Below are 25,000 nucleotides of genomic sequence, written 5' to 3'. Positions count from 1 at the left end.
GCTCCACTCCCCCGCGCCGCCCGCAGGCCGGGCGCGGTGTGCGGGGACCTGCCGCGCAGGCCCCCGCGTCTCGGGGGAAGTCCGGCTACTCCACCGTCACCGACTTGGCCAGGTTGCGGGGCTTGTCGATGTCCCGGCCGAGCGCCAGCGCCGTGTGGTAGGCGAGGAGCTGGAGCGGGATGCCCATGAGGATCGGGTCGAGCTCGTCCTCGTTCTTCGGGACGACGATCGTCTCGTCGGCCTTCTCCTGGTGCTGGTGGGCCACCGCGAGGATCCTGCCGCTGCGGGCCTTGATCTCCTCCATGGCCGCGCGGTTCTTCTCCAGCAGGTCGTCGTCGGGGACGATCGCGACCGTGGGGAGGGCCGGCTCGATCAGGGCCAGGGGGCCGTGCTTGAGCTCGGAGGCCGGGTAGGCCTCGGCGTGGATGTAGGAGACCTCCTTGAGCTTCAGGGAGGCCTCGCGGGCCACCGGGTAGCCCCGGACGCGGCCGATGAAGAGCATCGAGCGGGCCTCGGCGAACTGCTGGGCCAGCTTCTTGACGTTATCCTCCTGTTCCATGATCTCGGCGATCTGGGCGGGCAGCCTGCGCAGGCCCTCGATGACGCGCTTGCCGTGGCGGACCGACAGGTCGCGGGTGCGGCCGAGGTGGAGGGCGAGCAGGGCGAAGGCGACCGTGGTGTTGGTGAAGCACTTCGTGGACACCACGCAGACCTCGGGTCCGGCGTGCACGTAGATGCCGCCGTCGGCCTCGCGGGCGATCGCCGAGCCGACCACGTTCACCACGCCCAGCACACGGGCGCCCTTGCGCTTGAGCTCCTGCACGGCGGCCAGCACGTCGTAGGTCTCGCCGGACTGGGAGACGGCGACGTAGAGGGTGTCGGGGTCGACGACCGCGTTGCGGTAGCGGAACTCCGAGGCCGGTTCGGCGTCGGCGGGGATGCGGGCCAGCTCCTCGATCATCTGGGCGCCGATCATGCCCGCGTGGTACGAGGTGCCGCAGCCGAGGATCTTCACACGGCGGATGCGCCGGGCCTCGCGGGCGTCCAGGTTGAGGCCGCCCAGGTGCACGGTGGAGAAGCGGTCGTCGATGCGGCCGCGCAGCACGCGGTCCACGGCGTCGGCCTGCTCGTGGATCTCCTTGTGCATGTACGTGTCGTGGCCGCCCATGTCGTAGGAGGCGGCCTCCCACTCGACGGTGGTGGGCTCGGCGGTGGTGCGGGTGCCCTCGGTGGTGTACGTGCGGAAGTCGTCGGCCTTGAGGGTGGCCATCTCGCCGTCGTCGAGGGTGACGATCTGGCGGGTGTGGGCGACCAGTGCGGCTATGTCCGAGGCGACGAACATCTCCTTCTCGCCGATGCCGAGGACGACCGGGGAGCCGTTGCGGGCGACGACGATGCGGTCGGGGAAGTCGGCGTGCATCACGGCGATGCCGTAGGTGCCCTCGATCAGCCGGAGGGTCTCGCGGACCTTGTCCTCCAGCCTGGTCGCCTGCGAGCGGGCGATGAGGTGGACGAGGACCTCGGTGTCGGTCTCGGAGAGGAACTCGACGCCGTCCGCCTCCAGCTTGCGGCGCAGGTCGGAGGCGTTGTCGATGATGCCGTTGTGGACGACGGCGACCTTGCCCTCGGCGTCCAGATGGGGGTGCGCGTTCACGTCGGAGGGGGCGCCGTGGGTGGCCCAGCGGGTGTGGGCGATGCCGGCGGTGCCCTTGAAGCGGGCCGGGACCTTGGCCTCCAGGTCCCGGACGCGGCCCTTGGCCTTGACCATCCGCAGGCCTGCCGTCTTCGGGGACGTGACGACGATGCCCGCGGAGTCGTAGCCGCGGTACTCCAGGCGCTGCAGGCCTTCCAGGAGCAGGGGAGCGACGTCACGCTTCCCGATGTAACCGACGATTCCGCACATGGATACGTATTCCTAGCCGTAGACGATGCGCCGCAGCTGCCGGAGCGAGAGCTCCGGCGGGGCCACCGCGCGGTACTTGAGGTCCGCCTCGATCCGTTCGAAGATCGCCGCGTTGACCAGGCCCTGGGCCTGGAGCTCGCGGTGGCGGCGACGGACGTACTCCTCGGTCGTCTCGTCGAAGTAGGCGAGCACGTCCTGGATCACCCGCAGCGCCTCGCCCCGGCTGAGGGGGCTGGATCGCGTCAGATGATCAACGAGTTCGTCGTGCACCCGGTAGATCCTGAAGCACCGGCCCGCCTTTCGCAAGAAATCTGCCCGGTTTCGGGCAGAGGATGTGCGTCCTGCTTCTCCTTTGCCCGAGGCCTCACATCCGCTTCAGGATCGCCCGCTCGGCCAGGGCGAACTCGTCGTCCGTCAGGACGCCCGAGCGGTGCGGGTCGCCGAGCTCGCGCAGGCGGCGCAGCAGGGCGTCGTGATCGGCCTCGGCCGGGGTGGCGGACGCCCCCGGAAGAGCGGGCGGCTCCGGTCGCGCGGCGGCGGACCGGGACGGGTGCGGAAGCCTGGCCTGGACCGCCGCCGCGACCAGGGCCGTCAGCGGGTCCTTCCTGAAGCCCCGCAGCTCCACGGTGTTCGGGTCGTACGTGGGCGGGGCCTTGGTGGGGGCGTTGCGCACGGTGAAGCGCAGATGGCCGTTCTCCAGTCCGGCCGCGGGCTGCCACTCCACGCCCGTGACGTCCTGGAGCGCCAGGGTGCGGGTGCCGGCGGCGGCCATGGCGTCCTCCGTCTTCCAGTTCCACTCCAGGCGTATGGGCTCCCCGTCGAGGCCGGCGGTGCCGTCCCCGGCGGAGACGGTCAGCGGGACGGCCGGCCCCGGCAGCAGGTACTCGGTCACCGGGCCGGACGGCACCTGCCGCGCCCCTGAGAACGACGGGCACCCCGAAGGACCGTACTCCGGGGTGCCCGACCGCCGTGGGGTCAGAAGCCCGCGAGGGGGTTCTTCAGGGTGCCGACCAGCTGGAGCGCGCCGGCCGGGTCCGACAGGTCCACCATCTGCTGGTTGTCGTGCAGTTGGAGCCGGTTCAGACAGGACAGCGCGAACTCGGGGGCGAACATGTCGTACCGCTCGAACTTGTCGGCGAGTGACGGCGTCGACTCCTGGTAGGCGCGGGTGACCTCCGCGACCGTGCGCCAGAAGTCGTCCTCGGCCAGGATCCCCTCGGTGGCGAGGTTCGCCGCGAGGAAGCGGAAGAAGCAGTCGAAGACGTCCGTGAAGATCGACAGGAGCTTGGTGTCCTCCGGGACCTCCACGCGCAGCCGCTCCACCGCCGGCGGCAGCACCGCGTCCGGGTCCATGACCGCGATCTCCTCGGCGATGTCCTTGTGGATCGCGCGCTGCACGACCCCGTCCTCCAGCACCAGGATGACGTTCTCGCCGTGCGGCATGAAGACCAGGTCGTAGGCGTAGAAGCTGTGCAGCAGCGGCGTGTAGTACGCCTGGAGGTAGCGGCGCAGCCACTCCCGCGGCGCCAGGCCCGACCGCTCGATCAGCGCGCCCGCGACCGACGCCCCCTGGTGGTCGACGTGGACCAGGGAGGCCATCGTGGCCAGCGACTCGCCCTGCGCCAGGGACGGCACCGGGCTCTCCCGCCACAGCGCGGCGAGCATCTTGCGGTAGGGCGAGTAGCGGTCGGTCGCCCGCTCGTACTCCAGGTGCCGGTAGCCGACGGCGGCCCGCTCCCGGATGATCGACAGACCGGTGGACTTCAGCACCGGGTCGCCCTCGATCAGCCGGGCCAGCCAGTCGTTGATCGCGGGGGTGGCCTCCATGTAGGCGGCCGACAGTCCGCGCATGAAGCCCATGTTGATGACGGACAGGGCCGTCTTCACGTAGTGCTTCTCGGGGCTGGTCCGGTTGAAGAAGGTGCGGATGGACTGCTGGGCCAGGTACTCGTCGCCGCCCTCGCCCAGGCACACCAGGTGCCCCCGGGCGACCTCCGCCGCGAAGGTGACGGAGAGCTTGTTCCACCACTGCCAGGGGTGGACCGGGATGAACAGGTAGTCAGCCGGGTCCAGGTCCTTCTCGCGCAGCACCCCGTGGAAGCGCTCCACGGTCGCCTCGCCCAGCTCCTGGCGCAGGAACGACGTGTACTCGATGCCGGCACCGGCCGTGAACGCCGCCCGCGAGCGGTGCGCGGCCAGCCACACCAGGCGGACCGGGCTCGCCGTCTCCGGCGCGTAGGAGAGGTACTCGTGGATGCCGAAGCCGAGCCGCCCGTTGTTGGCGACGAAGCAGGGGTGGCCCTCGGTCATCGAGGTCTCGACGGTCTGGAAGTCGGCGCGGGCGAGCTCGGCCGCCGTCGTCCTCGGCTTGGCGAGCTTGTAGCAGGTGCCGGAGAGGGTGGAGGAGATCTCCTCCAGGTAGACCGGCAGGATGCTGTCGCTCAGCCCCAGCGACGTCCGGAACTCGATGAAGAAGTCCAGCGGGGCGAGCGGCAGTTCGGCTCCGTCCCGGTGGCGGGTGATCGACTCCGCCGCCACCTGCCAGTGGTCCAGGGCCCGGCGGACGGCGGTGAAGCGGTAGACGGTGGAACCGTCGTCGCTGCGGACGACGTACTGCCCGCCGTCCCGTTCGGGGGTGATGAGCCGCTCGTGGGCGAACTCGGCGAGCGCTTTGCGGATCAGCAGGCGGCCCGCCTCGTCCCACCGCTCGGGGGACAGGTGCGCCACGGCGTCGGACAGGGTCATATCGCCCCTCCTCGGGCGGCCAGGAACTGCTCACGCGTGCAGAAGCTGAGCAGCGCGCGCTTCTCCGGCTTGTCGATCTCGCGCTCGGGGACGAAGCCGACGGCCTCGTTGAGCGCGTGGACCGCCGTGTTGCGGACGTCGGGCTCCACCACGACCCGCCGGGTGCGCGGGTCGGCGAACAGTTCCTCCATCACGGCGGTGATGACGGCCCGGGTGAAGCCGTGGATCGGGCGGTCGGTCGGCGACACCAGGAAATGCATGCCGACGTCGCCGGGCTCCGCGTCGTACAGCCCGGCCAGCTCCACGTACCGGGGGTCGTACCTCTCCATCAGGAACGCCGGCCGGCCCTCGTGCAGGCCCAGGTGGGCCTGGTGGTGCTCGTGGGCGGCGATGCGCGTGTACTCGCGCTCGACGTCCCGCGGTGTCGCGTCCTGCATCATCCAGTAGGCCGCCTTGGGGTGCGTGACCCAGGAGTGCAGCAGCGCGGCGTCCCGCGGCGGGTCCAGCGGGCGCACGGTCAGGGTGCCGATGGTGGTGGTGCTCATACCGCGAACTCCTGGAAGGCGATGGACTTCTCGACCGGGTAGTACTCGGAGCCCAGCAGCTCCCGGATGATGTACGCGTTCCGGTACGGGCCCATGCCCAGGTCCGGGCTGGTGATGCTGTGGGTGTGGACCCCGGCGTTCTGCAGGAAGATCCCCCGGCCCGTGACGTCGATCGCGTAGTTGCGGGCGACGTCGAAGTTGCCCCGGGAGTCGTAGCGCAGGCGGTCCCTGACCGGCGCCAGGAACTCCGGCTCGGCGTACCGGTAGCCGGTGGCCAGGACCAGGCCCTCGGAGGTCAGCTCGAAGTCCTTGCCCTGCTCCTCCTGGCGGAAGGACAGGGTGTACGTGCCGTCGTCGTACGCCGCCGCGTTCAGCGAGGAGTTGGTGAGCAGCCGGGTGGGGACCGGGCCGCCCAGGCTCTTCTGGTACAGCAGGTCGAAGATCGCGTCGATGAGGTCGCCGTCGATGCCCTTGAACAGGCCCTTCTGCTCGGTCGTGAGGCGGTAGCGGGTCGCTTCGGGCAGCTCGCGGAAGTAGTCGACGTACTCCGGTGACGTCATCTCCAGCGTGAGCTTGGTGTACTCCAGCGGGAAGAAGCGCGGGGAGCGGGTGACCCAGTTCAGCCGGTAGCCGTGGACGTCGATCTCACCGAGGAGGTCGTAGTAGATCTCGGCGGCCGACTGGCCGGAGCCGACCAGCGTGATCGACTCCTTGCCCTGCAGCCGCGCCTTGTGCTCCAGGTAGCGGGAGTTGTGGATGACGTCGCCGCCCAGGCCCCGGCAGGCCTCGGGGATGTGGGGCGGGGTGCCGGTGCCGAGGACCAGGTGGCGCGCCCGGTAGGTGTCACCGCCCGCCGTGCGCACCACGTACAGCTCGTCCTCGTGGGTCACCTCGGTCACCGTCGTGCCGAAGCGGATGCTGCTCAGCCTGCCCGCGGCCCAGCGGCAGTAGTCGTCGTACTCGACCCGCAGCGGGTAGAAGTTCTCCCGGATGTAGAACGAGTACAGCCGGCCCTTCTCCTTCAGGTAGTTCAGGAAGGAGTACGGGGACGTGGGGTCGGCGAGGGTGACCAGGTCCGACATGAACGGGGTCTGCAGATGGGCGCCGTCCAGGAACATGCCCGCGTGCCACTCGAAGTCGGGCTTCGACTCCAGGAAGACGCCGTCGAGGTCGTCGATGGGCTCGGTGAGGCAGGCCAGGCCCAGGTTGAACGGGCCGAGCCCGATCCCCACGAAGTCGTGCACGGAGGCGGGGCTTTCAGGACGCGCGGTCAAGGGACTCTCCCAGGTACTGCTCGGCGTGGCCGGCGATCAGGTCGAGGACGGCGGCGATGTCGGACGCCCGCGTCTCGGGGTTCAGCAGGGTGAACTTCAGGTAGTGACGCTCGCCGACCTTGGTGCCCGCGACGACGGCGTCACCGGAGGCGAACAGGGCCTTGCGGGCGTGGAGGTTGGCGCGGTCGGTCTCGGCCGGGTCGGTGACGGCGGCCGGGACGAAGCGGAAGACGAGGGTCGACAGGCTCGGCTCGACGACGACCTCGAAGCGCGGATCGGCGGCGAGCAGCTCCCAGCCCTCCCGGGCCAGCGCGCACACCTCGTCGAAGAGCTGCCCGATGCCGTCGGCGCCCATGGTCCGCAGCGTCATCCACAGCTTGAGGGCGTCGAAGCGGCGGGTGGTCTGCAGGGACTTGTCCACCTGGTTGGGGATGCGCTCGCGCACCATGCGGCGGGGGTTGAGGTACTCGGCGTGGTAGGTCGCGTGGCGCAGCGTGGCGGCGTCGCGCACCAGCACGGCCGAGGAACTCACCGGCTGGAAGAAGGACTTGTGGTAGTCGACGGTGACGGAGTCGGCGCGCTCGATGCCGGCGATGCGGTCCCGGTGCTTCAGTGAGGCGAGCAGACCGCAGCCGTAGGCGGCGTCGACGTGCATCCAGGTGCCGTGCTGCTCGCACAGCTCGGCGATCTCCGGCAACGGGTCGATGGAGCCGAAGTCGGTGGTCCCGGCGGTGGCGACGACGGCCATGGGCACCAGGCCGTCCGCGCGGCAGCGCTCCAGCTCCCGGGCGAGGGCGACGGTCCGCATGCGCTTGTCGTGGTCGACGGGGACGGAGACCACGGCGTCCTGGCCGAGCCCGAGCAGCTTCGCCGACTTCCTCACGCTGAAGTGGCCGGCCTCGGAGGCGAAGACGCGCAGCTTGGCGGGGGAATCGCTCTTCGCCTCCTCGCGGGCCAGCAGCAGCGCCTGGAGGTTGGACTGGGTGCCGCCGGAGGTGAACACGCCGTCGGCGGCGGGGCCGAGGCCGATGCGCCCGGTCGTCCAGTCGATCAGTTTCCGCTCGATGAGCGTGCCGCCCGCCGACTGGTCCCAGGTGTCCAGCGAGGAGTTCACGGCGGACAGCACGGCCTCGCCGAGCACGGCCGGGATGACGACCGGGCAGTTGAGGTGCGCCAGGTAGCGGGGGTGGTGGAAGTAGACCGCGTCCCGGAGGTAGACCTCCTCCAGTTCGTCGAGGACCGCGGTGGTGTCGTGCAGCGGCTGGTCGAGGTCGATCGCGTCGATGCGGGGGGCGAGGGCGTCGACGGTGACGCCGGTGAACGGCCGGTCGGTGGCGGCGAGTTGGGCGGCCACCCGCTCGACTCCTTCGGTCACGGAACGGCGGTACCGCTCCGCGGTGGTGTCGTTGAGCAGGTGCGAGCGCATGTGGGGGTCCTCCGGTGGGGACAGTCCGGTGCGGGTCGGGAGCGGGCTGCTCACGCGCCCGACTTAGGTTAGCCTAGCCTAAGTTAGACGTACGAGGGTGCGTCTGTTCCGTGACCGGGGTCACTCGCGGTGCTCCCGGTGGCGGCGGGAGGGCGGAATCAGCCCTCCGCCCGCACCTGCTCCTCGCTCAGACCGCGGCGCCAGTAGCCGACGAACGTGACCCGGCGGCGGTCGATCCCGCGCTCCCGCACGAAGTGCCGGCGCAGCTCCTTCACGCGCCCGGACTCACCGGCGATCCAGACGTACGGCCGCTCGGCGTACGGCAGACGGGCGGCGCGGAGGGCGTCGAGGGCCATGGGGGAGTCCTCGGCGCGCCTCTCGCGCACCAGCCAGGTGATCTCGGCGTCGGCCCCGGTCGCCAGGTCCTGGATGTCCCCGGCGTGCGGGACCTCCAGCCAGACCCGGGCGCGGGTGCCGGCGGGCAGCGCCTCGACGATGGCCGAGGCGGCCGGTACGGCGGTCTCGTCGCCCCAGACGACCACCAGGTCGGTGTCCTGGGGCGGCCGGAAGCGGATCGCCCGGTTGTCGGCCAGGGCCGGGCCGAGCAGCAGTACGCGGTCGCCCGCGGCGGCCCGGGCGGCCCAGCGGGAGGCCGGCCCGGCCTGGGCCCGGGCGCCCGGCTCGACGCCGTGCAGCGCGAAGTCGATGTCGATCTCGTCCGGGTCGCGGCGCAGCGCGCGGAGCGTGTACGAGCGCATCACGGCCCGCACGCCGTCCGGCAGTTCGCGCCACCCCTGCCACCAGCCGTCACCGAGTTCGAGCGGTACGACCGGCTCGGGCTGGCCGGGGTGCGGCAGGAACAGCGACAGCGACTGGTCGCGCCCGTCGGAGTGGAAGGCGTGCAGATCGGGACCGGCGAAGGTGACCCGGACCAGGGACGGCCCGAGCCGCCTCGTTCGCACGACCTGGAGGGAGAAGAAGCGGAACGGGGCGGCTACGGCGGTGGTCATGGATGGACTCCTGAGTCGTCGTCAGGGACGGGGCGCTCCGTCAGGGGCGCTGAGCGCCTAGCCGACCTTCTTCGCGGTCTCGATGGCCTTGGCCAGGTTCTCCACCAGCGGCACGCACTTGTCGTAGGACAGGATCGGCTCGGCGGAACGCGGGATGACCTGCCCGGCCTTGACCGCGGGCAGCTTCTTCCACGTCGCCTCGGTGATGTCGGCCGGCTGGATGGCCGAGGTCCGGTCGTCCATCATGATGATGTCGGCCTGGTACTTGTCGACGTTCTCCCAGCTCAGGCTCTCGAACCAGCCGCCGCCCTCGGCCTTGGCCTTCTCCGGCGGCTCGACGAAGTTCACGCCGAGGGCCTTGAAGTACTCCAGGTCGACGGACAGGTTGGTGCCGGAGACGTAGAACAGCTCCTGGCTCGCGGAACCGGCCATCACCGTGAGGCCGGGGTTCGCCTTGGCGGCCTTGCGCAGCCGCTCGGAGGCCTCCTCGAACCGCTTCTTGGCGCCGGCGGCCTTCGCGGACTCCATGTCGCCGCCGAGGGACTCGGCCAGCTCCCACATCCGCTGCAGCGGGGCGGTGAGCTGACGGTCGTACACGGATATGCCGACGCTCGGGGCGAGCTTGGCGATCTTGTCCTTGGAGGACTCGGGGACGTACCAGAGCGTGCCTGCGTCGTCGAACATCGTGGAGATCAGCACGTCGGGGGCGAGGGTGGCGTACTTCTCGACGTTGAACTGGTCCCAGGCGTTGCCGAGGACGGTCACCTCGCTGACGTCCATGTCGCCGGCCTGCACGTCGGGCTTGCCGTCCGGCGTCCTGGTGGGACCGAAGACGCCCTTGACGGAGATGCCGTAGTCGTACAGCGCGGCGGCGACACCGGTGAAGGCGACGATGCTCGCGGGGGCCTTGCCGAGCTCGACCGTCTGGCCGCGGTCGTCCTTGAACGACCACGGGCCGGACGTGGCGGCACCGGTCGCGTCCGAGCCGCCGCCCTGGGAGTCCTCTCCGCCGCACGCGGTCACGAGGGCGCCGAGTCCGAGGGCGCCGCCCGCGGCGAGGATGCCGCGGCGGGAGAAGCGGGCGGTGCTGGCGTTCGGCATGACGAGGTCTGCTTTCGTGCGTGACGGAGCCACTGCTGGCGCGGCGGACGGCCGCTTGGCTGGGACGATGATTAGGTTAGCCTAACCTCGGTTCCTGTCCAGAGGGCCCCGGTGTCCGTGCCCGGGTGGGCGCGCGGGGACGCCGAAGGGCGCAGTGATCCCGGTCACTGTGCCCTTGCCTCGTCGGACCCGGCTGCCGGCCGGGTCGGCCGCTCAGCCCACCAGCCCCAACTCCCGCGCGATCAGCATCCGCTGGACCTCGCTCGTGCCCTCGCCGATCTCCAGGATCTTGGAGTCCCGCCACATGCGGGCGACCGGGTACTCGTTCATGAAGCCGTAGCCGCCGTGGATCTGGGTGGCCTCACGGGCGTTGTCGACCGCGACCGTGGAGGAGTGGAGCTTGGCCAGGGCCGCTTCCTTCTTGAAGGACTCGCCGGCGACCAGGCGGGCCGCGGCGTCCCGCCAGGCGAGGCGGGCCGTGTGGGCCTTCATCTCCATGTCGGCGATCTTGAACTGGATGGCCTGGTTCGCGGCGATCGGCCTGCCGAAGGCGTGGCGCTCCTTGGCGTACTTGACCGACTCGTCGACGCAGCCCTGGGCCAGGCCGGTGGCGAGCGCCGCGATGGCGACGCGGCCCTCGTCGAGGATGCGGAGGAACTGGGCGTAGCCGCGGCCCTCCTCGCCCAGGAGGTTCGCCGCCGGGACGCGGACGTCCGCGAAGGACAGCTCGCGGGTGTCCGAGGCGTTCCAGCCGACCTTCGAGTACGGGGCCGCGACCGTGAAGCCGGGTGTGCCCGACGGGACGATGATCGAGGAGATCAGCGGCCTGCCGTCGGGCTTGCGGCCCGTGACCGCCGTGACCGTGACCAGGCCCGTGATGTCCGTGCCCGAGTTGGTGATGAAGCACTTGCTGCCGTTGACGACCCACTCGTTCGTCGACTCGTCCAGCCGGGCCGTCGTGCGCGTCGCGCCCGCGTCGCTGCCGCCGTCCGGCTCCGTCAGGCCGAAGGCGCCCAGGAGTTCGCCCGAGCACAGGCGGGGGAGCCACTCCCGCTTCTGCTCCTCCGTGCCGTAGAGGTGGATCGGCATCGCGCCGAGCGAGACGCCGGCCTCCAGGGTGATGGCCACCGAGGAGTCGACCCGCGCCAGCTCCTCCAGGGCCACGCCGAGGGCGAGGTAGTCACCGCCCATGCCGCCGTACTCCTCCGGGAACGGCAGGCCGAACAGGCCCATGCGGCCCATCTCCCGGACGATCTCGTAGGGGAACTCGTGCCGCTCGTAGAGGTCGCCGATCTTGGGCGCCACGACCTCGTGCGCGAACTCCTCGACCGTGCGGCGGAGTTCTTCCAGCTCGGGGGGAAGGCGGTAGTCCATGGGGTCAGTGCTCCTCGGTGTCCTCGTGGGACAGGGCTCGGACGGTGCGGGACGGGCTGGGCCGGCCCAGGTGGGCGGCCATCCACGCGCTGGCGGCGACGAGGCGGCCGAGGTCGATTCCGGTGTCGATGCCGAGGCCCCGCAGCATCCACACGAGGTCCTCGGTGGCGAGATTGCCCGTCGCCGACTTCGCGTACGGGCAGCCGCCGAGGCCGCCCGCGGAGGCGTCGACCGTCGTCACGCCCTGCTGGAGGGCCGCGAGGGTGTTGGCCAGGGCCTGGCCGTAGGTGTCGTGGAAGTGCACGCCGAGGGCGGAGGGCGGGATTCCCGCCTCGTCCAGGGCCGCGAGGAGCGCGACCACATGGCCCGGTGTCGCCACGCCGATCGTGTCGCCCAGGCTCAGTTCGTCGCAGCCCGTGTCCAGCAGGGCGCGGCAGACCCGGACCACCTGGGGGACCGGGACCGCGCCCTCCCAGGGGTCGCCGAAGCACATGGACAGGTAGCCGCGGACGTGGACGCCGTCCGCCTTCGCCCGGGCCACCACCGGCTCGAACATCGCCAGCGCCTCGTCCACCGTGCGGTTGAGGTTGGCCTTGGCGAAGGACTCCGTCGCGCTGGCGAAGACCGCCACACGCCGGGCGCCCAGCGCGAGGGCGCGGTCCAGGCCCCGCTCGTTCGGGACGAGGACCGGCAGGGCCACCGGGAGGTCGCCGACGAGCGGGAACAGCTGCTCCGCGTCCGCCAGTTGGGGGACCCACTCGGGGTGGACGAAGCTCGTCGCCTCGATCGTGGTCAGGCCCGCCTCGGCCAGGCGGCGGATGAACGCCGCCTTGATCTCCGTGGGGACGGTCGCCTTCTCGTTCTGCAGGCCGTCGCGCGCGCCCACCTCGTGGATGCGGACCCGGGCGGGCAGGCCCGCGGCCGGGACGGTCATCGGGAGCCCCGGGACTGTCATTCCGCCGCCTCCTCGTTGGGTGCGATGACCGCCAGGACCTGGTCCATGGCGACCGTGGTGCCGGGCGAGACGTCCAGCTCGGTGACCTTGCCGGCGTGCGGGGCGGAGACGACGTGCTCCATCTTCATCGCCTCCACCACGAGCAGGCTCTGACCGGCGCTCACCTCGTCCCCGACGGCCACCTTCACCACTGTCACCGTGCCCGGCATCGGCGCGGTCAGCGAGTCGGCGCCCGCGTGGGCCGCCCGGGTGAGGGACGCGGCCACCGGGTCGTGGTCGCGCACCTGCCAGGCGTCGCCGTCGCGGCCGAGCCAGTCGGCGGCGCGGTGGAAGGTGTGGCGGACGCCGTCCAGGGTCACCACGACCCGGTCGTCGGTGACCGTCGCCGTGCCGCGCGGGGTGTACTCCAGCGGCTCCCGCACCCGGAGGGGGAAGGCCGGCGGCTTCGGTGTGCCGCCCAGGCGCCAGCCGCTGGGGACCGAGAAGGGGTCCGTCCAGCCGCCCGGCTCCGGCTGCAGGGCCTCCCCGCGGACGGCCGCCGCCGCCTCGTAGACCTCCTCCGGCACGTCCGTGGAGACCAGGCCGTCCACCTCGCGTTCGACCAGGCCGGTGTCCATGTCGCCGGATACCACCGCCGGGTGGGCGAGCAGGCGGCGCAGGAAACCGGCGTTGGTCTGCACGCCCAGGGTGACCGTCCCCGCCAGGGCCGCGCGCAGCTTGCGCAGGGCGGTGGCGCGGTCGGGGCCGTAGGCGATGACCTTGGAGAGCATCGGGTCGTAGAGGCTGCCGACCTCCGTGCCCTCGGTGAGGCCCGAGTCGGTGCGCACGCCGTCGCCCTGCGGCTCGCGCAGCCTCAGGACCGTGCCGCCGGAGGGGAGGAAGCCGCGGGAGGGGTCCTCGGCGCAGATCCGGGCCTCCACCGCATGGCCCGTCAGCCGTACGTCCTCCTGGGTGAAGCCCAGGGGCTCCCCGGCCGCCACCCGCAGCTGCCACTCGACCAGGTCCAGGCCGGTGACGAGCTCCGTGACCGGGTGCTCCACCTGGAGGCGGGTGTTCATCTCCATGAAGTAGTAGGAGGACGGGTCGGTGCCCGGGACGATGAACTCCACCGTGCCCGCGCCCCGGTAGCCGCAGGAGCGGGCCGCCTGGACCGCCGCCTCGCCCATCGCGGCGCGCGTCTCCTCGTCCAGGAGCACGCTGGGCGCCTCCTCGATGATCTTCTGGTGGCGGCGCTGGAGGGAGCACTCGCGCTCGCCCAGATGCACCACGTTCCCGTGGCCGTCGGCCAGGACCTGGATCTCGATGTGGCGGGGGCGGTCGATCCAGCGCTCCACGAGGAGCGTGTCGTCGCCGAAGGAGGCGCGGGCCTCGCGGCGGGCCGAGGCGATCTCCTCCTCCAGCCGGGTGAGGTCCCGCACCAGGCGCATGCCCTTGCCGCCGCCGCCCGCGCTGGGCTTCAGCAGCACGGGCGCGCCCAGCTCGCGGGCCGCCTCGGCCAGGTCGGGGTCCCGGCCGCCGGGGACCACCGGCACCCCGGCCTCGCGGACCGTCTCCTTGGCCCGGATCTTGTCGCCCATCAGCGCGATCGCGTCCGCCGGAGGACCGACGAAGACCAGTCCGGCCTCGGCGCAGGCGCGCGCGAAGGCGGCGTTCTCGGCGAGGAAGCCGTAGCCCGGGTGCACGGCCTGCGCGCCGGTGCGTGCCGCGGCCTCCAGGAGGCGCTCCACCGACAGGTAGCTCTCCGACGCGGGGGCCGGGCCGATCCGCACCGCCGTGTCCGCCTCGCGGACGTGCCGGGCGTCGGCGTCCGCGTCGGAGAAGACGGCCACCGAGCGCACGTCCATCGACCGCAGCGTCCGGATGACGCGCACGGCGATCTCGCCCCGGTTGGCCACCAGCACTGTCTCGAACATCGTCGTCCGTCCCCTCACATCCGGAAGACGCCGAACTGGGGGTCACCCAGGGGCGCGTTGGCACACGCGGTCAGGGCCAGGCCCAGGACCTGACGGGTGTCCATCGGGTCGATCACACCGTCGTCCCAGAGGCGGGCCGTCGCGTAGTAGGCGTTGCCCTGGCGCTCGTACTGGGCGCGGATCGGGGCCTTGAAGGCGTCCTCGTCCTCGGCGGGCCAGGACTCGCCGCGCGCCTCCAGCTGGTCGCGCTTGACGGTCGCGAGCACCGAGGCGGCCTGCTCGCCGCCCATGACCGAGATCTTGGCGTTCGGCCACATCCACAGGAAGCGGGGGGAGTACGCCCGGCCGCACATGGAGTAGTTCCCCGCGCCGTACGAGCCGCCGACCACGACCGTCAGCTTCGGCACGCGCGTGCAGGCCACCGCCGTGACCATCTTGGCGCCGTGCTTGGCGATGCCGCCCGCCTCGTAGTCCTTGCCGACCATGAAGCCCGAGATGTTCTGCAGGAACAGCAGCGGGATGCCGCGCTGGTCGCACAGCTCGATGAAGTGCGCGCCCTTCTGGGCGGACTCGGAGAACAGGATGCCGTTGTTGGCGACGATGCCCACCGGGTGGCCGTGGATCCGGGCGAAGCCGGTGACCAGGGTCTGGCCGAACTCGGACTTGAACTCCGCGAAGCGGGAGCCGTCGACGACCCGGGCGATGATCTCCCGGACGTCGTACGGCGTGCGCGAGTCGACCGGGACCGCGCCGTACAGGCCCTGCGGGTCGACCTTGGGCTCGATCGCCTCCGTGACCTCCCAGGGGAGGGGGCCCCGGGTGGGGAGCGTGGAGACGATCGTGCGGACGATGCGCAGGGCGTGCGCGTCGTTCTCCGCGAGGTGGTCCGTGACGCCCGAGATCCGGGAGTGGACCTCGCCGCCGCCGAGCTCCTCCGCCGTGACGACCTCGCCGGTGGCCGCCTTCACCAGGGGCGGGCCGCCCAGGAAGATCGTGCCCTGGTTGCGGACGATCACCGCCTCGTCGCTCATCGCCGGGACGTACGCCCCGCCGGCCGTGCACGAGCCGAGGACGGCGGCGATCTGGGGGATGCCGGCGCCGGACATGCGGGCCTGGTTGTAGAAGATCCGGCCGAAGTGCTCGCGGTCCGGGAAGACCTCGTCCTGCATGGGCAGGAACGCGCCGCCCGAGTCCACCAGGTAGACGCAGGGGAGGCGGTTGTCGAGGGCGACCTCCTGGGCGCGGAGGTGCTTCTTGACGGTCATCGGGTAGTACGTGCCGCCCTTGACCGTGGCGTCGTTGGCGATGACCACCGTCTCGCGGCCGCCGACCCGGCCGATGCCGGCGATGACGCCGGCGGCCGGGGCCTGGTCCTCGTACATCCCGTCGGCCGCGAGCGGGGCCAGCTCCAGGAACGGCGAGCCCGGGTCCAGGAGGGTGTCCACCCGGTCGCGGGGCAGCAGCTTGCCGCGCGATGTGTGGCGGGCGCGGGCCTTCTCGCCGCCGCCCCGAGCGGCCGCGGCGAGCTTGCCGCGCAGCTCCTCCACGAGGGTGCGGTGCGCCTCCTCGTTGGCCCGAAAGGCCTCCGACGCGGGGTCCGCCGCGCTCGTGAGCTCCGGTGCCTCGTGCATCCTGCGGGTCCCCTCACGTGTTAATGAGCGTTAACGCATTTCCTTCAGGTTAACGACCGCTAACCTCCCTGTCTAGAATCGATTTCATGACCACCAGAACCGACGCCCCCACCCGCCGTGAGCAGATCCTCAAGGAGGCCGCGCGGCTGTTCGCCGAGCGGGGCTTCCACGGGGTCGGGGTCGACGAGATAGGCGCCGCGGTGGGGATCAGCGGGCCCGGGCTGTACCGGCACTTCGCGGGCAAGGACGCGATGCTCGCGGAGCTCCTGGTGGGGATCAGCGGGCAGTTGCTCACCGGGGCGAAGCGGAGGGTGGCGGAGGCGGACGGGGACGGGCCGGAGGGGGTGCTCGACTCGCTCATCGAGGGGCACATCGACTTCGCGCTCGACGACCGGCCTCTGATCACCCTGCACGACCGGGAGCTGGACCGCCTGCGGGACAGCGACCGGAAGATGGTGCGGCAGCTGCAGCGGCAGTACGTGGAGCTGTGGGTGGAGGTCGTGCGGAAGGTCTACCCGGGCCTGGGGGAGCCGGCGGCGCGGTCCGCCGTGCACTCGGTGTTCGGCCTGCTGAACTCGACGCCGCACCTGGGGCGGGGCGGGTCATTGCCCGGGCGGGGGGCCACGGCGGAGCTGCTGCACCGGATGGCGCGGGGGGCGTTCGCGGCGGCGGAGGGCTGACCTCGGGCCCTTCGGGTACCTCGGGTGCCTCCGGTACTTCGGGTGCCCAGGGCGCCTCACGTCGTGCACCTCACCTCGGGCTCACCCGGCGTTTCCCGGGGCGTGACGAGCGTTACCCCGCACCCACCCTGGACGGTCGTCGATACTCGCCGGTATCTTGGGTGAGCAAGCGCTTAGACATGCTGAGGTCCGTGGAGGTGGCGGCGTGCGCCGTACGGTGTTCAACGAGGATCACGAGGCGTTCCGGGAGACCATCCGCGCCTTCATCGAGGCCGAGGTCGTACCCGTGTACGACGAGTGGTTCGCGGCGGGTCAGGCGCCCCGCGACTTCTACTACAAGCTTGGTGAGCTGGGCATCTTCGGCATCAACGTGCCGGAGGAGTTCGGCGGTGCCGGCCTGGAGTCGCACAAGTTCGAGGCCGTGCTCTACGAGGAGACCGCCCGCGCCGGTGTCCAGTTCGGCGGCTCCGGCGTGCACGTGCTGCTCGCCCTGCCGTACATCAAGATGCTGGCGACGGACGAGCAGAAGAAGCGGTACCTGCCGAAGTTCGTCACCGGCGAGGAGATGTGGGCCATCGCGATGACGGAGCCGGGCACCGGTTCCGACCTCGCGGGCATGAAGTCCACCGCCAGGCTCAGCGAGGACGGCACGCACTACGTCCTCAACGGCGCCAAGACCTTCATCACCGGCGGCGTGCACGCCGACCGGGTGATCGTCTGCGCCCGCACCGCCGCCCCGACCGCCGAGGACCGCCGCCACGGCATCTCCCTGTTCGCCGTGGACACCACGTCCGAGGGCTACTCCGTCGGCCGCAAGCTCGACAAGCTCGGCCTGAAGACCTCCGACACCGCCGAGCTCGCGTTCGTCGACGTCAAGGTCCCCGTCGAGGACCTCCTCGGCGAGGAGAACAAGGGCTTCTCCTACCTCGGCCACAACCTGGCCTCGGAGCGCTGGGGCATCGCCTTCGGTGCCTACGCCCAGGCCAAGGCCGCCGTCCGGTTCGCCAAGCAGTACGTGCAGGAGCGCACCGTCTTCGGCAAGCCGGTCGCGCACTTCCAGAACACCAAGTTCGAACTGGCCGCCTGCCAGGCGGAGGTGGACGCCGCCGAGGCCGTCGCCGACCGCGCGACCGAGGCCCTGGACGCCGGTGAGCTGACGCCCGCCGAGGCCGCCTCCGCGAAGCTGTTCTGCACCGAGGTCGCGCACCGCGTCATCGACCGCTGCCTCCAGCTGCACGGCGGCTACGGCTACATGAACGAGTACCCGATCGCCCGCCTGTACGCGGACAACCGCGTCAACCGCATCTACGGCGGCACCAGCGAGATCATGAAGTCGATCATCGCGAAGGACATGGGGCTGTGAGCCGGCCGTAGTCATCGGCCGGTACGACGGTCCTCATGAGCCAGGCACTTCAGGACCTCCTCGATCTGCTCGACCTGGAGCAGATCGAGGAGGACATCTTCCGCGGCCGGTCCCGGTCCGCCGTCGTCCCGCGGGTCTTCGGCGGGCAGGTCGCGGCGCAGGCGCTCGTCGCCGCCGGGCGGACGGTCCCCGAGGACCGCGCCGCGCACTCGCTGCACGCGTACTTCCTGCGTCCCGGCGACCCGGGAGCGCCCATCGTCTACACGGTCGACCGGATCCGCGACGGCCGCTCCTTCACCACCCGCCGGGTGGTCGCCGTCCAGCACGGCAAGCCGATCTTCCACCTCTCGGCGTCCTTCCAGGTGGCCGAGGACGGCCTGGACCACCAGGAGCCCATGCCGGACTCGCCCGACCCCGCCACCCTGCCCACCGGTGAGGAGCGGCTGCGCGGCTACGCGCACCTCGACCCGGGGGTCGTGGAGCGGTTCCTCCAGGCGCGGGCCGCCGTCGACCTGCGGTACGTCGACGAGCCGCCGTACGGGAGGTTCGGCGCGCCGCGCGAGGCGCACTCGCAGGTCTGGTTCCGCACCAACGGCAAGCTGGCCGACGACCCCCTGCTGCACGTCGTCCTCGCCACGTACGTCTCCGACATGACACTGCTCGACTCGGTGCTGCTCGCGCACGGGCGCGGCGGCTGGGCCGTGGGGGACGTCGTCGGGGCCTCGCTGGACCACGCGATGTGGTTCCACCGGCCGTTCCGCGCCGACGAGTGGCTGCTGTACGACCAGGAGTCCCCGTCCGCGTCGGGCGGCCGGGGACTGGGCCAGGCCCGCATCTACACGCAGGACGGGCGGCTGGCCCTCACTGTCATCCAGGAGGGCGTGGTCCGCGTCCCGCGCGGGCCGGGCGCTAGCTGAGGCCGGCCTCCGCGAGCAGGTACGCCGTCATCGGGTCGTAGTGGCGCGGGCTGACCACGTGGTCGTCGAGGGGCACCGTCACCTGCACGGTGCCCTCCGCCTCGGCGAGGAACAGGGCCGGGTCGTTGCAGTCGGCGTAGCCGACGGAGTCGACGCCGTGCTGCCCCGCGTACCCCGCCCAGCCGTGGTCGGCGACGACCAGGTCGGGCAGCGGGCGCCCCTCGCGCTCCAGGCCCGTCAGGATCGCCTTCATCGGCTCGCCCGAGTGGGTGTGCCACAGGCTGGCGCCGTGCTCCAGGACGGCCACGTCCGCGAACTGCATGACGTAGCCCTCCTCCGTCGTCAGGCCGTCCGGTATGACGACGATCTCGCAGCCGGCCGTGCGCAGGGCCTGCGCGGTCGCGCGGTGCACGTCGAGCAGGCCGCCGGGGTGGCCGGTGGCGAACAGCACGCGCTGGCCGCCGTCCGCCGCCTTGCGCAGCCGGCCGGCGAGGCGCTCCAGGGCCGCGACCGTGAGCTCGGGGTCGATGGTGTCCTGGCCGTAGCGGTGCTGGGGGTCGTCGTTCACGCCGGCCCGTTCCGCCATCACCGCGAGGACGTCCTGCTCGTCGGTCCAGCGGTCGCCGAGTTCCAGCCCGAGCCAGTAGTGGCGGTCGCCGTTCGCCAGCTTGCGGTAGTGGGAGAGGTTGTTCTCGCGCGGGGTGGCGACGTCGCCCGCGATGCGCGTCCTGACGAGGTGTTCGACGAGTTCGGCGCGGCTGGGTGTCCCGGATATCGGCATGGCATCCATTGTGGGGCAGCCGCCTGTGGGCGTCCCTGGCGTATCGCGCGCTGGGACGTGCGTCACGTACTCAGACGGACTCCGCTCACGTACTCACAGCTGCCGCAGCGCGAACCACAGTTCCATGCGGACGTCCGGGTCGTCGAGGTCCGCCCCCAGCAGGGACGCACAGCGGGCGATGCGCTGGCGGACGGTGTTGCGGTGCACGGTCAGGGCGACGGCCGTGCGGTCCCAACTGCCGTGCAGCGAGAGCCAGGTGCGCAGGGTCTCGGTGAGCGCCGGATGGTCCGTGACCGGGGCGAGGAGCGCGCGGGCGTGGGCCGACGTCTCGCCGGGCGGCACCAGTCCGGCGAGGGCGGGGCGCGCGCTGTGCCGGAGCAGCGGGGCGCGGGTCGCGCGGGCCCGGGCCAGGGCGCGGGCCGCCTGGGTGTCGGCGGCGGCCCAGTCCTCCGGGGCGACGGCGGCACTGACGCCCAGCGTCCAGCCGGGCAGGGGGTCCGGTGCCCGGCCGGGCGGGACCAGGACGCGTACGGTCTCGCCCGCCGGGTCGACCAGGGCGGAACCGAGCGCGGCACCCAGCGCGGAGGCCGCGACGGGGCCGGGGGCGCCGTCCGTGTCGGGCCGCGCGTGCACGACGACCCACGGCCCGTCGCCGAGCAGCGGCGCGACCTCCTCGGGCCGGGCGCCCAGCAGCAGCCGGAGCAGGGCGGAGGAACGGGCCGCGCCGGTGCCGCTCTGCTGCTCGCCGGTGAGGAGGGACAGGAGCACGGCGGCGACGCCCGCGACGGTGCGGTCCCCGGAGGCGCGCTGCGGCGTCACGACCCCGAGCACGAACCCGTGCCCGGCGCCCAGGCTGTAGGCGGCGAGATGGAGCCCGGCGATGGTGCCGGTGGCGGATGCGGGGGCGGGATGGCCGGACGCGGGGCGGCCGGAATCGAGGTGGCCGGGGTCGGGGCGGCCGGGGTCGGGGCGGCCGGGGTCGGGGCGGCCGGAGGTGGGGCGGCCGGAATCGAGGTGGCCGGGGTCGGGGCGGCCGGAGGTGGGCGGCCGCCGGGCGCTCCCCCGAACGCACGTCCGAACCGGTCCCGGCTCCCCAGTAGAGTCGTAGAGCAAGCAGTTCATACGCGATGAAGCGTAGGAAAGAAGGCGTTCTCCATGAGCAGCAACGAGACTCCTCGCGGGCCCGTCGACTCCTCCCGCGTCCCGCGGTACGCCGGGCCCGCCACCTTCGCCCGGCTGCCCCGGCTGGACGAGGTGGGCCGGGCCGACGTCGCCGTCGTGGGCGTGCCGTTCGACTCGGGCGTCTCGTACCGGCCGGGTGCCCGCTTCGGCGGCAACGCGATCCGCGAGGCGTCCCGGCTGCTGCGCCCCTACAACCCGGCGCAGGACGCCTCCCCGTTCGCCCTCGCCCAGGTCGCCGACGGCGGCGACATCGCGGTGAACCCGTTCAACATCAACGAGGCCGTGGAGACCGTCGAGGCCGCCGCGGACGACCTGCTCGGCACGGGCGCCCGCCTGATGACCCTCGGCGGCGACCACACCATCGCGCTGCCCCTGCTGCGCTCGGTCGCCAAGAAGCACGGCCCGGTCGCCCTGCTGCACTTCGACGCCCACCTCGACACCTGGGACACCTACTTCGGCGCCGAGTACACCCACGGCACCCCGTTCCGCCGCGCGGTCGAGGAGGGCATCCTCGACACCTCCGCCCTCTCCCACGTCGGCACCCGCGGCCCGCTCTACGGCAAGCAGGACCTCACCGACGACGAGAAGATGGGCTTCGGCATCGTCACCTCGGCCGACGTCTACCGGCGCGGCGCCGACGAGGTCGCCGACCAGCTCCGCCAGCGCATCGGCGACCGGCCGCTGTACATCTCCATCGACATCGACTGCCTCGACCCGGCCCACGCCCCCGGCACCGGCACGCCCGAGGCCGGCGGCATGACCTCGCGCGAACTGCTGGAGATCCTGCGCGGCCTGGCCTCCTGCAACCTGGTCTCGGCGGACGTCGTCGAGGTGGCCCCCGCGTACGATCACGCCGAGATCACCTCCGTGGCGGCCTCGCACACGGCGTACGAACTGACCACGATCATGTCCCGCCAGATCGCCGCGGCCCGGAAGGACTCGGAAGCCACGTGACCCACGACCACGACCTGGTGCTCCGCCCGACACCCGCCCAGAGGGAGGCCGCGCTCAACCCTCCTCCCGGCCGCACCGGCGGAGACCTGGTCGTGGAGACCCTGGCCGGGCTGGGCGCGACGACCGTCTTCGGCCTGCCCGGCCAGCACGCGCTCGGCATGTTCGACGCGCTGCGCCGCTCCGACCTCAGGTACATCGGCCTGCGCGTGGAGAACAACGCCGGGTTCGCGGCCGACGCCTACGGCCGGATCACCGGTGAGGCCGCGCCGCTGCTGCTGTCGACCGGGCCGGGCGCGCTGACGTCCCTCGCCGCGCTCCAGGAGGCGGCGGCCGCCTCCGCGCCCGTGCTGGCGATCAGCAGCCAGGTCCCGCGGGCGGGCCTCGGCGGCGGGCGGCACGGCTACCTGCACGAACTCCCCGACCAGGCGGCCTCGTTCCGGGGCGTGGTCAAGTCCGTCCACACCGTCCGCACGCAGTCGCAGATCCCGTCCGCGATCGAGGCGGCCTGGACGTCGGCGCTGTCCGCCCCGCACGGCCCGGTGTGGGTGGAGATCCCGCAGGACGTCCTGCTCGCCGAGACGTCGATCCCGGTCGTGACGGGCGGCGACGCCTTCCCGGAGGAACTGCCGCCGCGCCCCGAACTGACCGCCGTCGCCGCCGACCTGCTGTCGAAGGCCGCCCGGCCGGCGATCATCGCGGGCGGCGGAGTGGTACGGGCGGACGCGAGCGGCAAGCTGCGGCAGCTCGCGGAACTGATCCAGGCCCCGGTGGTCACCACCCCCGGCGGCAAGGGCGCGTTCCCCTGGACGCACCCCCTGTCGCTCCAGTCCTGGATCGAGGACCGGCACACCACCGACTTCCTGGAGGACGCGGACGTCCTGCTGGTCGTCGGCTCGGGCCTCGGCGAACTCTCCTCCAACTACCACACGTTCAGACCGCGCGGCCGGATCGTCCAGATCGAGGCCGACCTCGGCAAGCTGGAGTCCAACCACCCGGGCCTGGGCATCCACGCGGACGCGCGCCTCGCCCTGCAGGCGCTGCTGGAGACGGTGTCGCCGCGCGAGGACGGGGCGGCGGCGGACCGGGTCCGCCAGGTGCTCGGCAAGGTCGCCGACCGCATCGCCGCGCAGGAACTCACCCTGGAGCAGGACGTGCTGGCGTCCGTGCGCAGGGCGCTGCCCGCCGACTCGCCGTCCTTCTGGGACATGACCATCCTCGCGTACTGGGCCTGGTCGGCCTTCGACGCCAAGGGCCCCAACCGCATGCACTCCGCGCAGGGCGCCGGCGGCCTCGGCTACGGCTTCCCGGCGGCCCTCGGCGCGGCGGCCGCCGACCCGACCCGGCCGGTCCTCGCGGTCTCCGGCGACGGCGGCGCCCTGTACTCCATCGCCGAGCTGGCCACCGCCCGCCAGTACGACCTGGACGTCACCTGGCTCATCGTCGACGACGGCGGCTACGGCATCCTGCGCGCGTACATGAACGACGCCTTCGGCCAGGCCACCGCGACGGAACTGACCCGGCCCGACTACGTCGCCCTCGCGGAGTCCTTCGGCGTCCCCGGGGTCCGGACGACCCCGGAGAGCCTGGAGCGGGACCTCGCGAAGGCGCTGCGGACGCCCGGGCCCTCGGTGGTCCTGCTCCCCGCGGTGCTGCGGATGTTCGCGCCGACGCACCTGGGCTGAGCGAGGGCCCGGCGCACCACGGGTACGGACGGGCGGCACTCCGTCCGAAGAGCGGCGTCGGACGTTCCCGCAGCGGTCAGTGGAACCAGAACAGCAGCGTGTCCGGGTTCGTCCCGCGCCCGCGCGCGCTCTCCCACTCCGCCGCCTCGAACCGCATCACCTCGGCGAACCGGCGTGCCGCGTCCCGGAACTCGGGGGTCAGCCGGACGAGTACGGACTCGTAGGTGTCGGCGAGGGCGGCGGCCCGCCGGGCCGGCAGGGTGCCGATGGCGGGCACCGCGTCGCCCGGGTGGGGCAGGCGCAGTGGCGGGCCGCTGAACAGGAACGTGCCGGGGAGCAGGTCGGACGGCACGCCGTGGTGGGCCAGTTCGTCGTCCATCGCGTGGAACCACGACGGCCGCCGCCAGGTGCCGAGGTCGGTGGGGTCGGAGAAGTGCGCGGCGACGGCCTGGTAGAAGGCGTAGCTGTACGCGGGGCAGAGGTCGGTGCTCGGGGTGCCGTCGACCAGCTCGTCCAGGGCCCGGCTGATGGAGACCTCCAGGTGGATGCCCTGCGCCCGGAAGCGGGCGTCCGTGCGCGCGCACTCCATGCGGATCCGGGCGAGCGTGCGCTCCTGCTGCCCGGTCCGCTCCACCGAGGTGAGCAGCCGCACCACGGCTCTCATGTCGCCGGTGCTCATCTCGAGGCAGTGGCCCACCGCGTGCTTCCCTTCACCCGTTCGCCGGACACCCGGTGTCCATGATCCGGGACGCGCCGACGGCCCCGGAGCGGGGGCCCGGGCCGTCCGGGTTCGCCGGTAGGACGGGTGACGGGAGATCAGCCGATGTCGGACGGGTCCAGGCGGGTGGATCACGGCCTGTCCCGACGGCGACGAGGCGGCGGTCTCCGAGCCGCAAGTCCCCTGCGAGTTGGTGCTCTTGCTGTAGTCGCTCTCCTCGCTAGGAGGGGAGACCCGCCTTGAGGGCCGACACGAACGGCGACCACGCTCCGGCGCCGAAGACCAGGGCCGGGCCGTCCGGGACCTTGGAGTCCCGGACGGGTACACCTGACGGGTGTCCGTCCAGTACCTCCAGGCAGCTGCCGCCCTCGCTGTTGCTGTGGGACGACGTGCGCCAGCGCTGCGATGCCTCGGCCCTGGCGGCTATCGGATCAGTCATGGCGGTGTCCGTATTCCTCGGCTGTGGCCCGTAGCAGGGACATCGACTCCTTGAGCGGCAGCGCATCACCCATCGCGAGATCGTAGCGGCCCTGCAACTCCAGTACTACGGACGGGGAGTCGTGCAGCTTCCCCATGCGGAGGCCCTCGCTGTACGCCACGGGTGGCTGGTCGTCGAACCACATGAGGCTGAGCATGTTCTCCATCAGTGGGTGAAAACCCAGCTGGAACGGCAGAACGTGAACGCGTACGCGGCCTCTCTCCGCCAGGCGGACCATGTGCATGACCTGCTAGACCGCGCTGTCTCACTCTGTGACTCGATCGCTACGCAAAGCGAGATCCTCGAATCAACGGAGTTGACGACGTGAGCCGCCGTATCGCCCGCCTCTTCGAACCGCTGCTGCGATT

At 72.0% G+C, this 25,000-nt stretch carries 20 protein-coding genes and 3 pseudogenes; 5 read left to right on the top strand and 18 right to left on the bottom strand.

Annotated elements, in window-relative coordinates; genetic code table 11:
- Positions 1-85 precede the first annotated feature (85 nt).
- From glmS to ACFW6P_RS18215, 13 genes and pseudogenes are all read right to left on the bottom strand, one after another.
- Entirely contained in the window at positions 86-1,903 is a 1,818-nt protein-coding gene (glmS, locus tag ACFW6P_RS18275) for a glutamine--fructose-6-phosphate transaminase (isomerizing) (protein WP_386424102.1), read from the bottom strand.
- 12 nt (positions 1,904-1,915) lie between these two features.
- Positions 1,916-2,173, bottom strand: coding sequence for a hypothetical protein (locus tag ACFW6P_RS18270; RefSeq protein ID WP_030241288.1), 258 nt, complete (start codon positions 2,171-2,173; stop codon positions 1,916-1,918).
- A gap of 94 nt (positions 2,174-2,267) precedes the next feature.
- Positions 2,268-2,936: pseudogene (locus ACFW6P_RS18265) on the bottom strand (DUF4429 domain-containing protein); the annotation flags it as partial.
- Positions 2,879-4,648, bottom strand: coding sequence for an IucA/IucC family protein (locus tag ACFW6P_RS18260; RefSeq protein WP_386424101.1), 1,770 nt, complete (start codon positions 4,646-4,648; stop codon positions 2,879-2,881). The gene ACFW6P_RS18260 and the pseudogene ACFW6P_RS18265, both read right to left, overlap by 58 nt.
- Positions 4,645-5,193 (bottom strand): GNAT family N-acetyltransferase, encoded by a 549-nt coding sequence (locus ACFW6P_RS18255; RefSeq protein WP_386348268.1) that lies wholly within the window; start codon positions 5,191-5,193, stop codon positions 4,645-4,647. The genes ACFW6P_RS18260 and ACFW6P_RS18255 overlap by 4 nt, the downstream gene beginning before the upstream one ends.
- Complete coding sequence (locus ACFW6P_RS18250; protein WP_386348265.1) at positions 5,190-6,467, bottom strand: lysine N(6)-hydroxylase/L-ornithine N(5)-oxygenase family protein; 1,278 nt, start codon at positions 6,465-6,467, stop codon at positions 5,190-5,192. The genes ACFW6P_RS18255 and ACFW6P_RS18250 overlap by 4 nt, the downstream gene beginning before the upstream one ends.
- Entirely contained in the window at positions 6,451-7,893 is a 1,443-nt protein-coding gene (gene desA / locus ACFW6P_RS18245; RefSeq protein WP_386348739.1) for a lysine decarboxylase DesA, read from the bottom strand. Before desA ends, ACFW6P_RS18250 begins: the two co-directional genes overlap by 17 nt.
- A 158-nt stretch (positions 7,894-8,051) precedes the next feature.
- The gene (locus ACFW6P_RS18240; RefSeq protein WP_386348262.1) at positions 8,052-8,903 is read right to left on the bottom strand and encodes a siderophore-interacting protein; all 852 of its coding nucleotides are present in this window, start codon (positions 8,901-8,903) and stop codon (positions 8,052-8,054) included.
- Between the two features lie 57 nt (positions 8,904-8,960).
- Positions 8,961-10,004 carry an ABC transporter substrate-binding protein gene (locus ACFW6P_RS18235; protein ID WP_386424099.1) on the bottom strand — a complete coding sequence of 348 codons (1,044 nt, stop codon included), beginning with the start codon at positions 10,002-10,004 and terminating at the stop codon, positions 8,961-8,963.
- A gap of 213 nt (positions 10,005-10,217) precedes the next feature.
- Positions 10,218-11,378, bottom strand: a complete 1,161-nt coding sequence (locus ACFW6P_RS18230; RefSeq protein WP_386348257.1) for an acyl-CoA dehydrogenase family protein — start codon at positions 11,376-11,378, stop codon at positions 10,218-10,220.
- A 4-nt stretch (positions 11,379-11,382) separates the two neighbouring features.
- Entirely contained in the window at positions 11,383-12,333 is a 951-nt protein-coding gene (locus tag ACFW6P_RS18225; RefSeq protein WP_386348255.1) for a hydroxymethylglutaryl-CoA lyase, read from the bottom strand.
- Positions 12,330-14,246, bottom strand: coding sequence for an acetyl/propionyl/methylcrotonyl-CoA carboxylase subunit alpha (locus ACFW6P_RS18220; protein ID WP_386348252.1), 1,917 nt, complete (start codon positions 14,244-14,246; stop codon positions 12,330-12,332). Before ACFW6P_RS18220 ends, ACFW6P_RS18225 begins: the two co-directional genes overlap by 4 nt.
- Positions 14,247-14,260: 14 nt before the next feature.
- Complete coding sequence (locus ACFW6P_RS18215) at positions 14,261-15,877, bottom strand: carboxyl transferase domain-containing protein (RefSeq protein WP_386348249.1); 1,617 nt, start codon at positions 15,875-15,877, stop codon at positions 14,261-14,263.
- An 86-nt stretch (positions 15,878-15,963) separates the two neighbouring features.
- Here ACFW6P_RS18215 and ACFW6P_RS18210 point away from each other — a divergent pair, with 86 nt between their 5' ends.
- The 3 genes from ACFW6P_RS18210 (at position 15,964) to ACFW6P_RS18200 (ending at position 18,837) form a co-directional block, all read left to right on the top strand.
- A complete protein-coding gene (locus ACFW6P_RS18210; RefSeq protein WP_386348246.1) occupies positions 15,964-16,557 on the top strand; it encodes a TetR/AcrR family transcriptional regulator in 594 nt (197 codons plus the stop codon).
- Positions 16,558-16,762: 205 nt separating this feature from the next.
- Complete coding sequence (locus tag ACFW6P_RS18205; RefSeq protein WP_386348243.1) at positions 16,763-17,920, top strand: acyl-CoA dehydrogenase family protein; 1,158 nt, start codon at positions 16,763-16,765, stop codon at positions 17,918-17,920.
- Between the two features lie 35 nt (positions 17,921-17,955).
- The gene (locus ACFW6P_RS18200) at positions 17,956-18,837 is read left to right on the top strand and encodes an acyl-CoA thioesterase (RefSeq protein ID WP_386348241.1); all 882 of its coding nucleotides are present in this window, start codon (positions 17,956-17,958) and stop codon (positions 18,835-18,837) included.
- Here the strand turns inward: ACFW6P_RS18200 and ACFW6P_RS18195 are convergent.
- Both ACFW6P_RS18195 and ACFW6P_RS18190 read right to left on the bottom strand, forming a co-directional pair.
- The gene (locus tag ACFW6P_RS18195) at positions 18,830-19,618 is read right to left on the bottom strand and encodes a phosphatase (protein ID WP_386348238.1); all 789 of its coding nucleotides are present in this window, start codon (positions 19,616-19,618) and stop codon (positions 18,830-18,832) included. The two genes, ACFW6P_RS18200 and ACFW6P_RS18195, sit on opposite strands and share 8 nt — an antisense overlap.
- A gap of 93 nt (positions 19,619-19,711) precedes the next feature.
- Positions 19,712-20,521 (bottom strand): annotated as a pseudogene (locus ACFW6P_RS18190) (helix-turn-helix domain-containing protein); the annotation flags it as partial.
- A 252-nt stretch (positions 20,522-20,773) separates the two neighbouring features.
- On the opposite strand from ACFW6P_RS18190, the gene speB reads away from it, so the two are divergent.
- Together speB and ACFW6P_RS18180 are read left to right on the top strand one after the other, a co-directional pair.
- Complete coding sequence (gene speB, locus ACFW6P_RS18185) at positions 20,774-21,754, top strand: agmatinase (protein WP_386348232.1); 981 nt, start codon at positions 20,774-20,776, stop codon at positions 21,752-21,754.
- On the top strand, positions 21,751-23,436 hold the full coding sequence (locus ACFW6P_RS18180; RefSeq protein ID WP_386424097.1) for a thiamine pyrophosphate-binding protein: 1,686 nt from the start codon (positions 21,751-21,753) through the stop codon (positions 23,434-23,436). The genes speB and ACFW6P_RS18180 overlap by 4 nt, the downstream gene beginning before the upstream one ends.
- A gap of 76 nt (positions 23,437-23,512) precedes the next feature.
- On the opposite strand, the gene ACFW6P_RS18175 is transcribed toward ACFW6P_RS18180, so the two are convergent.
- The 3 genes and pseudogenes from ACFW6P_RS18175 to ACFW6P_RS18165 form a co-directional block, all read right to left on the bottom strand.
- The gene (locus ACFW6P_RS18175) at positions 23,513-24,115 is read right to left on the bottom strand and encodes a hypothetical protein (protein ID WP_386424095.1); all 603 of its coding nucleotides are present in this window, start codon (positions 24,113-24,115) and stop codon (positions 23,513-23,515) included.
- A gap of 259 nt (positions 24,116-24,374) precedes the next feature.
- On the bottom strand, positions 24,375-24,593 hold the full coding sequence (locus ACFW6P_RS18170; protein ID WP_386348229.1) for a DUF397 domain-containing protein: 219 nt from the start codon (positions 24,591-24,593) through the stop codon (positions 24,375-24,377).
- Positions 24,586-24,882 (bottom strand): annotated as a pseudogene (locus tag ACFW6P_RS18165) (Scr1 family TA system antitoxin-like transcriptional regulator); the annotation flags it as partial. The pseudogene ACFW6P_RS18165 and the gene ACFW6P_RS18170, both read right to left, overlap by 8 nt.
- Between the last annotated feature and the right edge of the window lie 118 nt (positions 24,883-25,000).

The organism is Streptomyces sp. NPDC058741, assembly GCF_042746715.1.
Lineage (GTDB): Bacteria > Actinomycetota > Actinomycetes > Streptomycetales > Streptomycetaceae > Streptomyces.
Note: the sequence above shows the minus strand (reverse complement) of the source record. Positions and strands in the feature narration are given on the sequence as shown.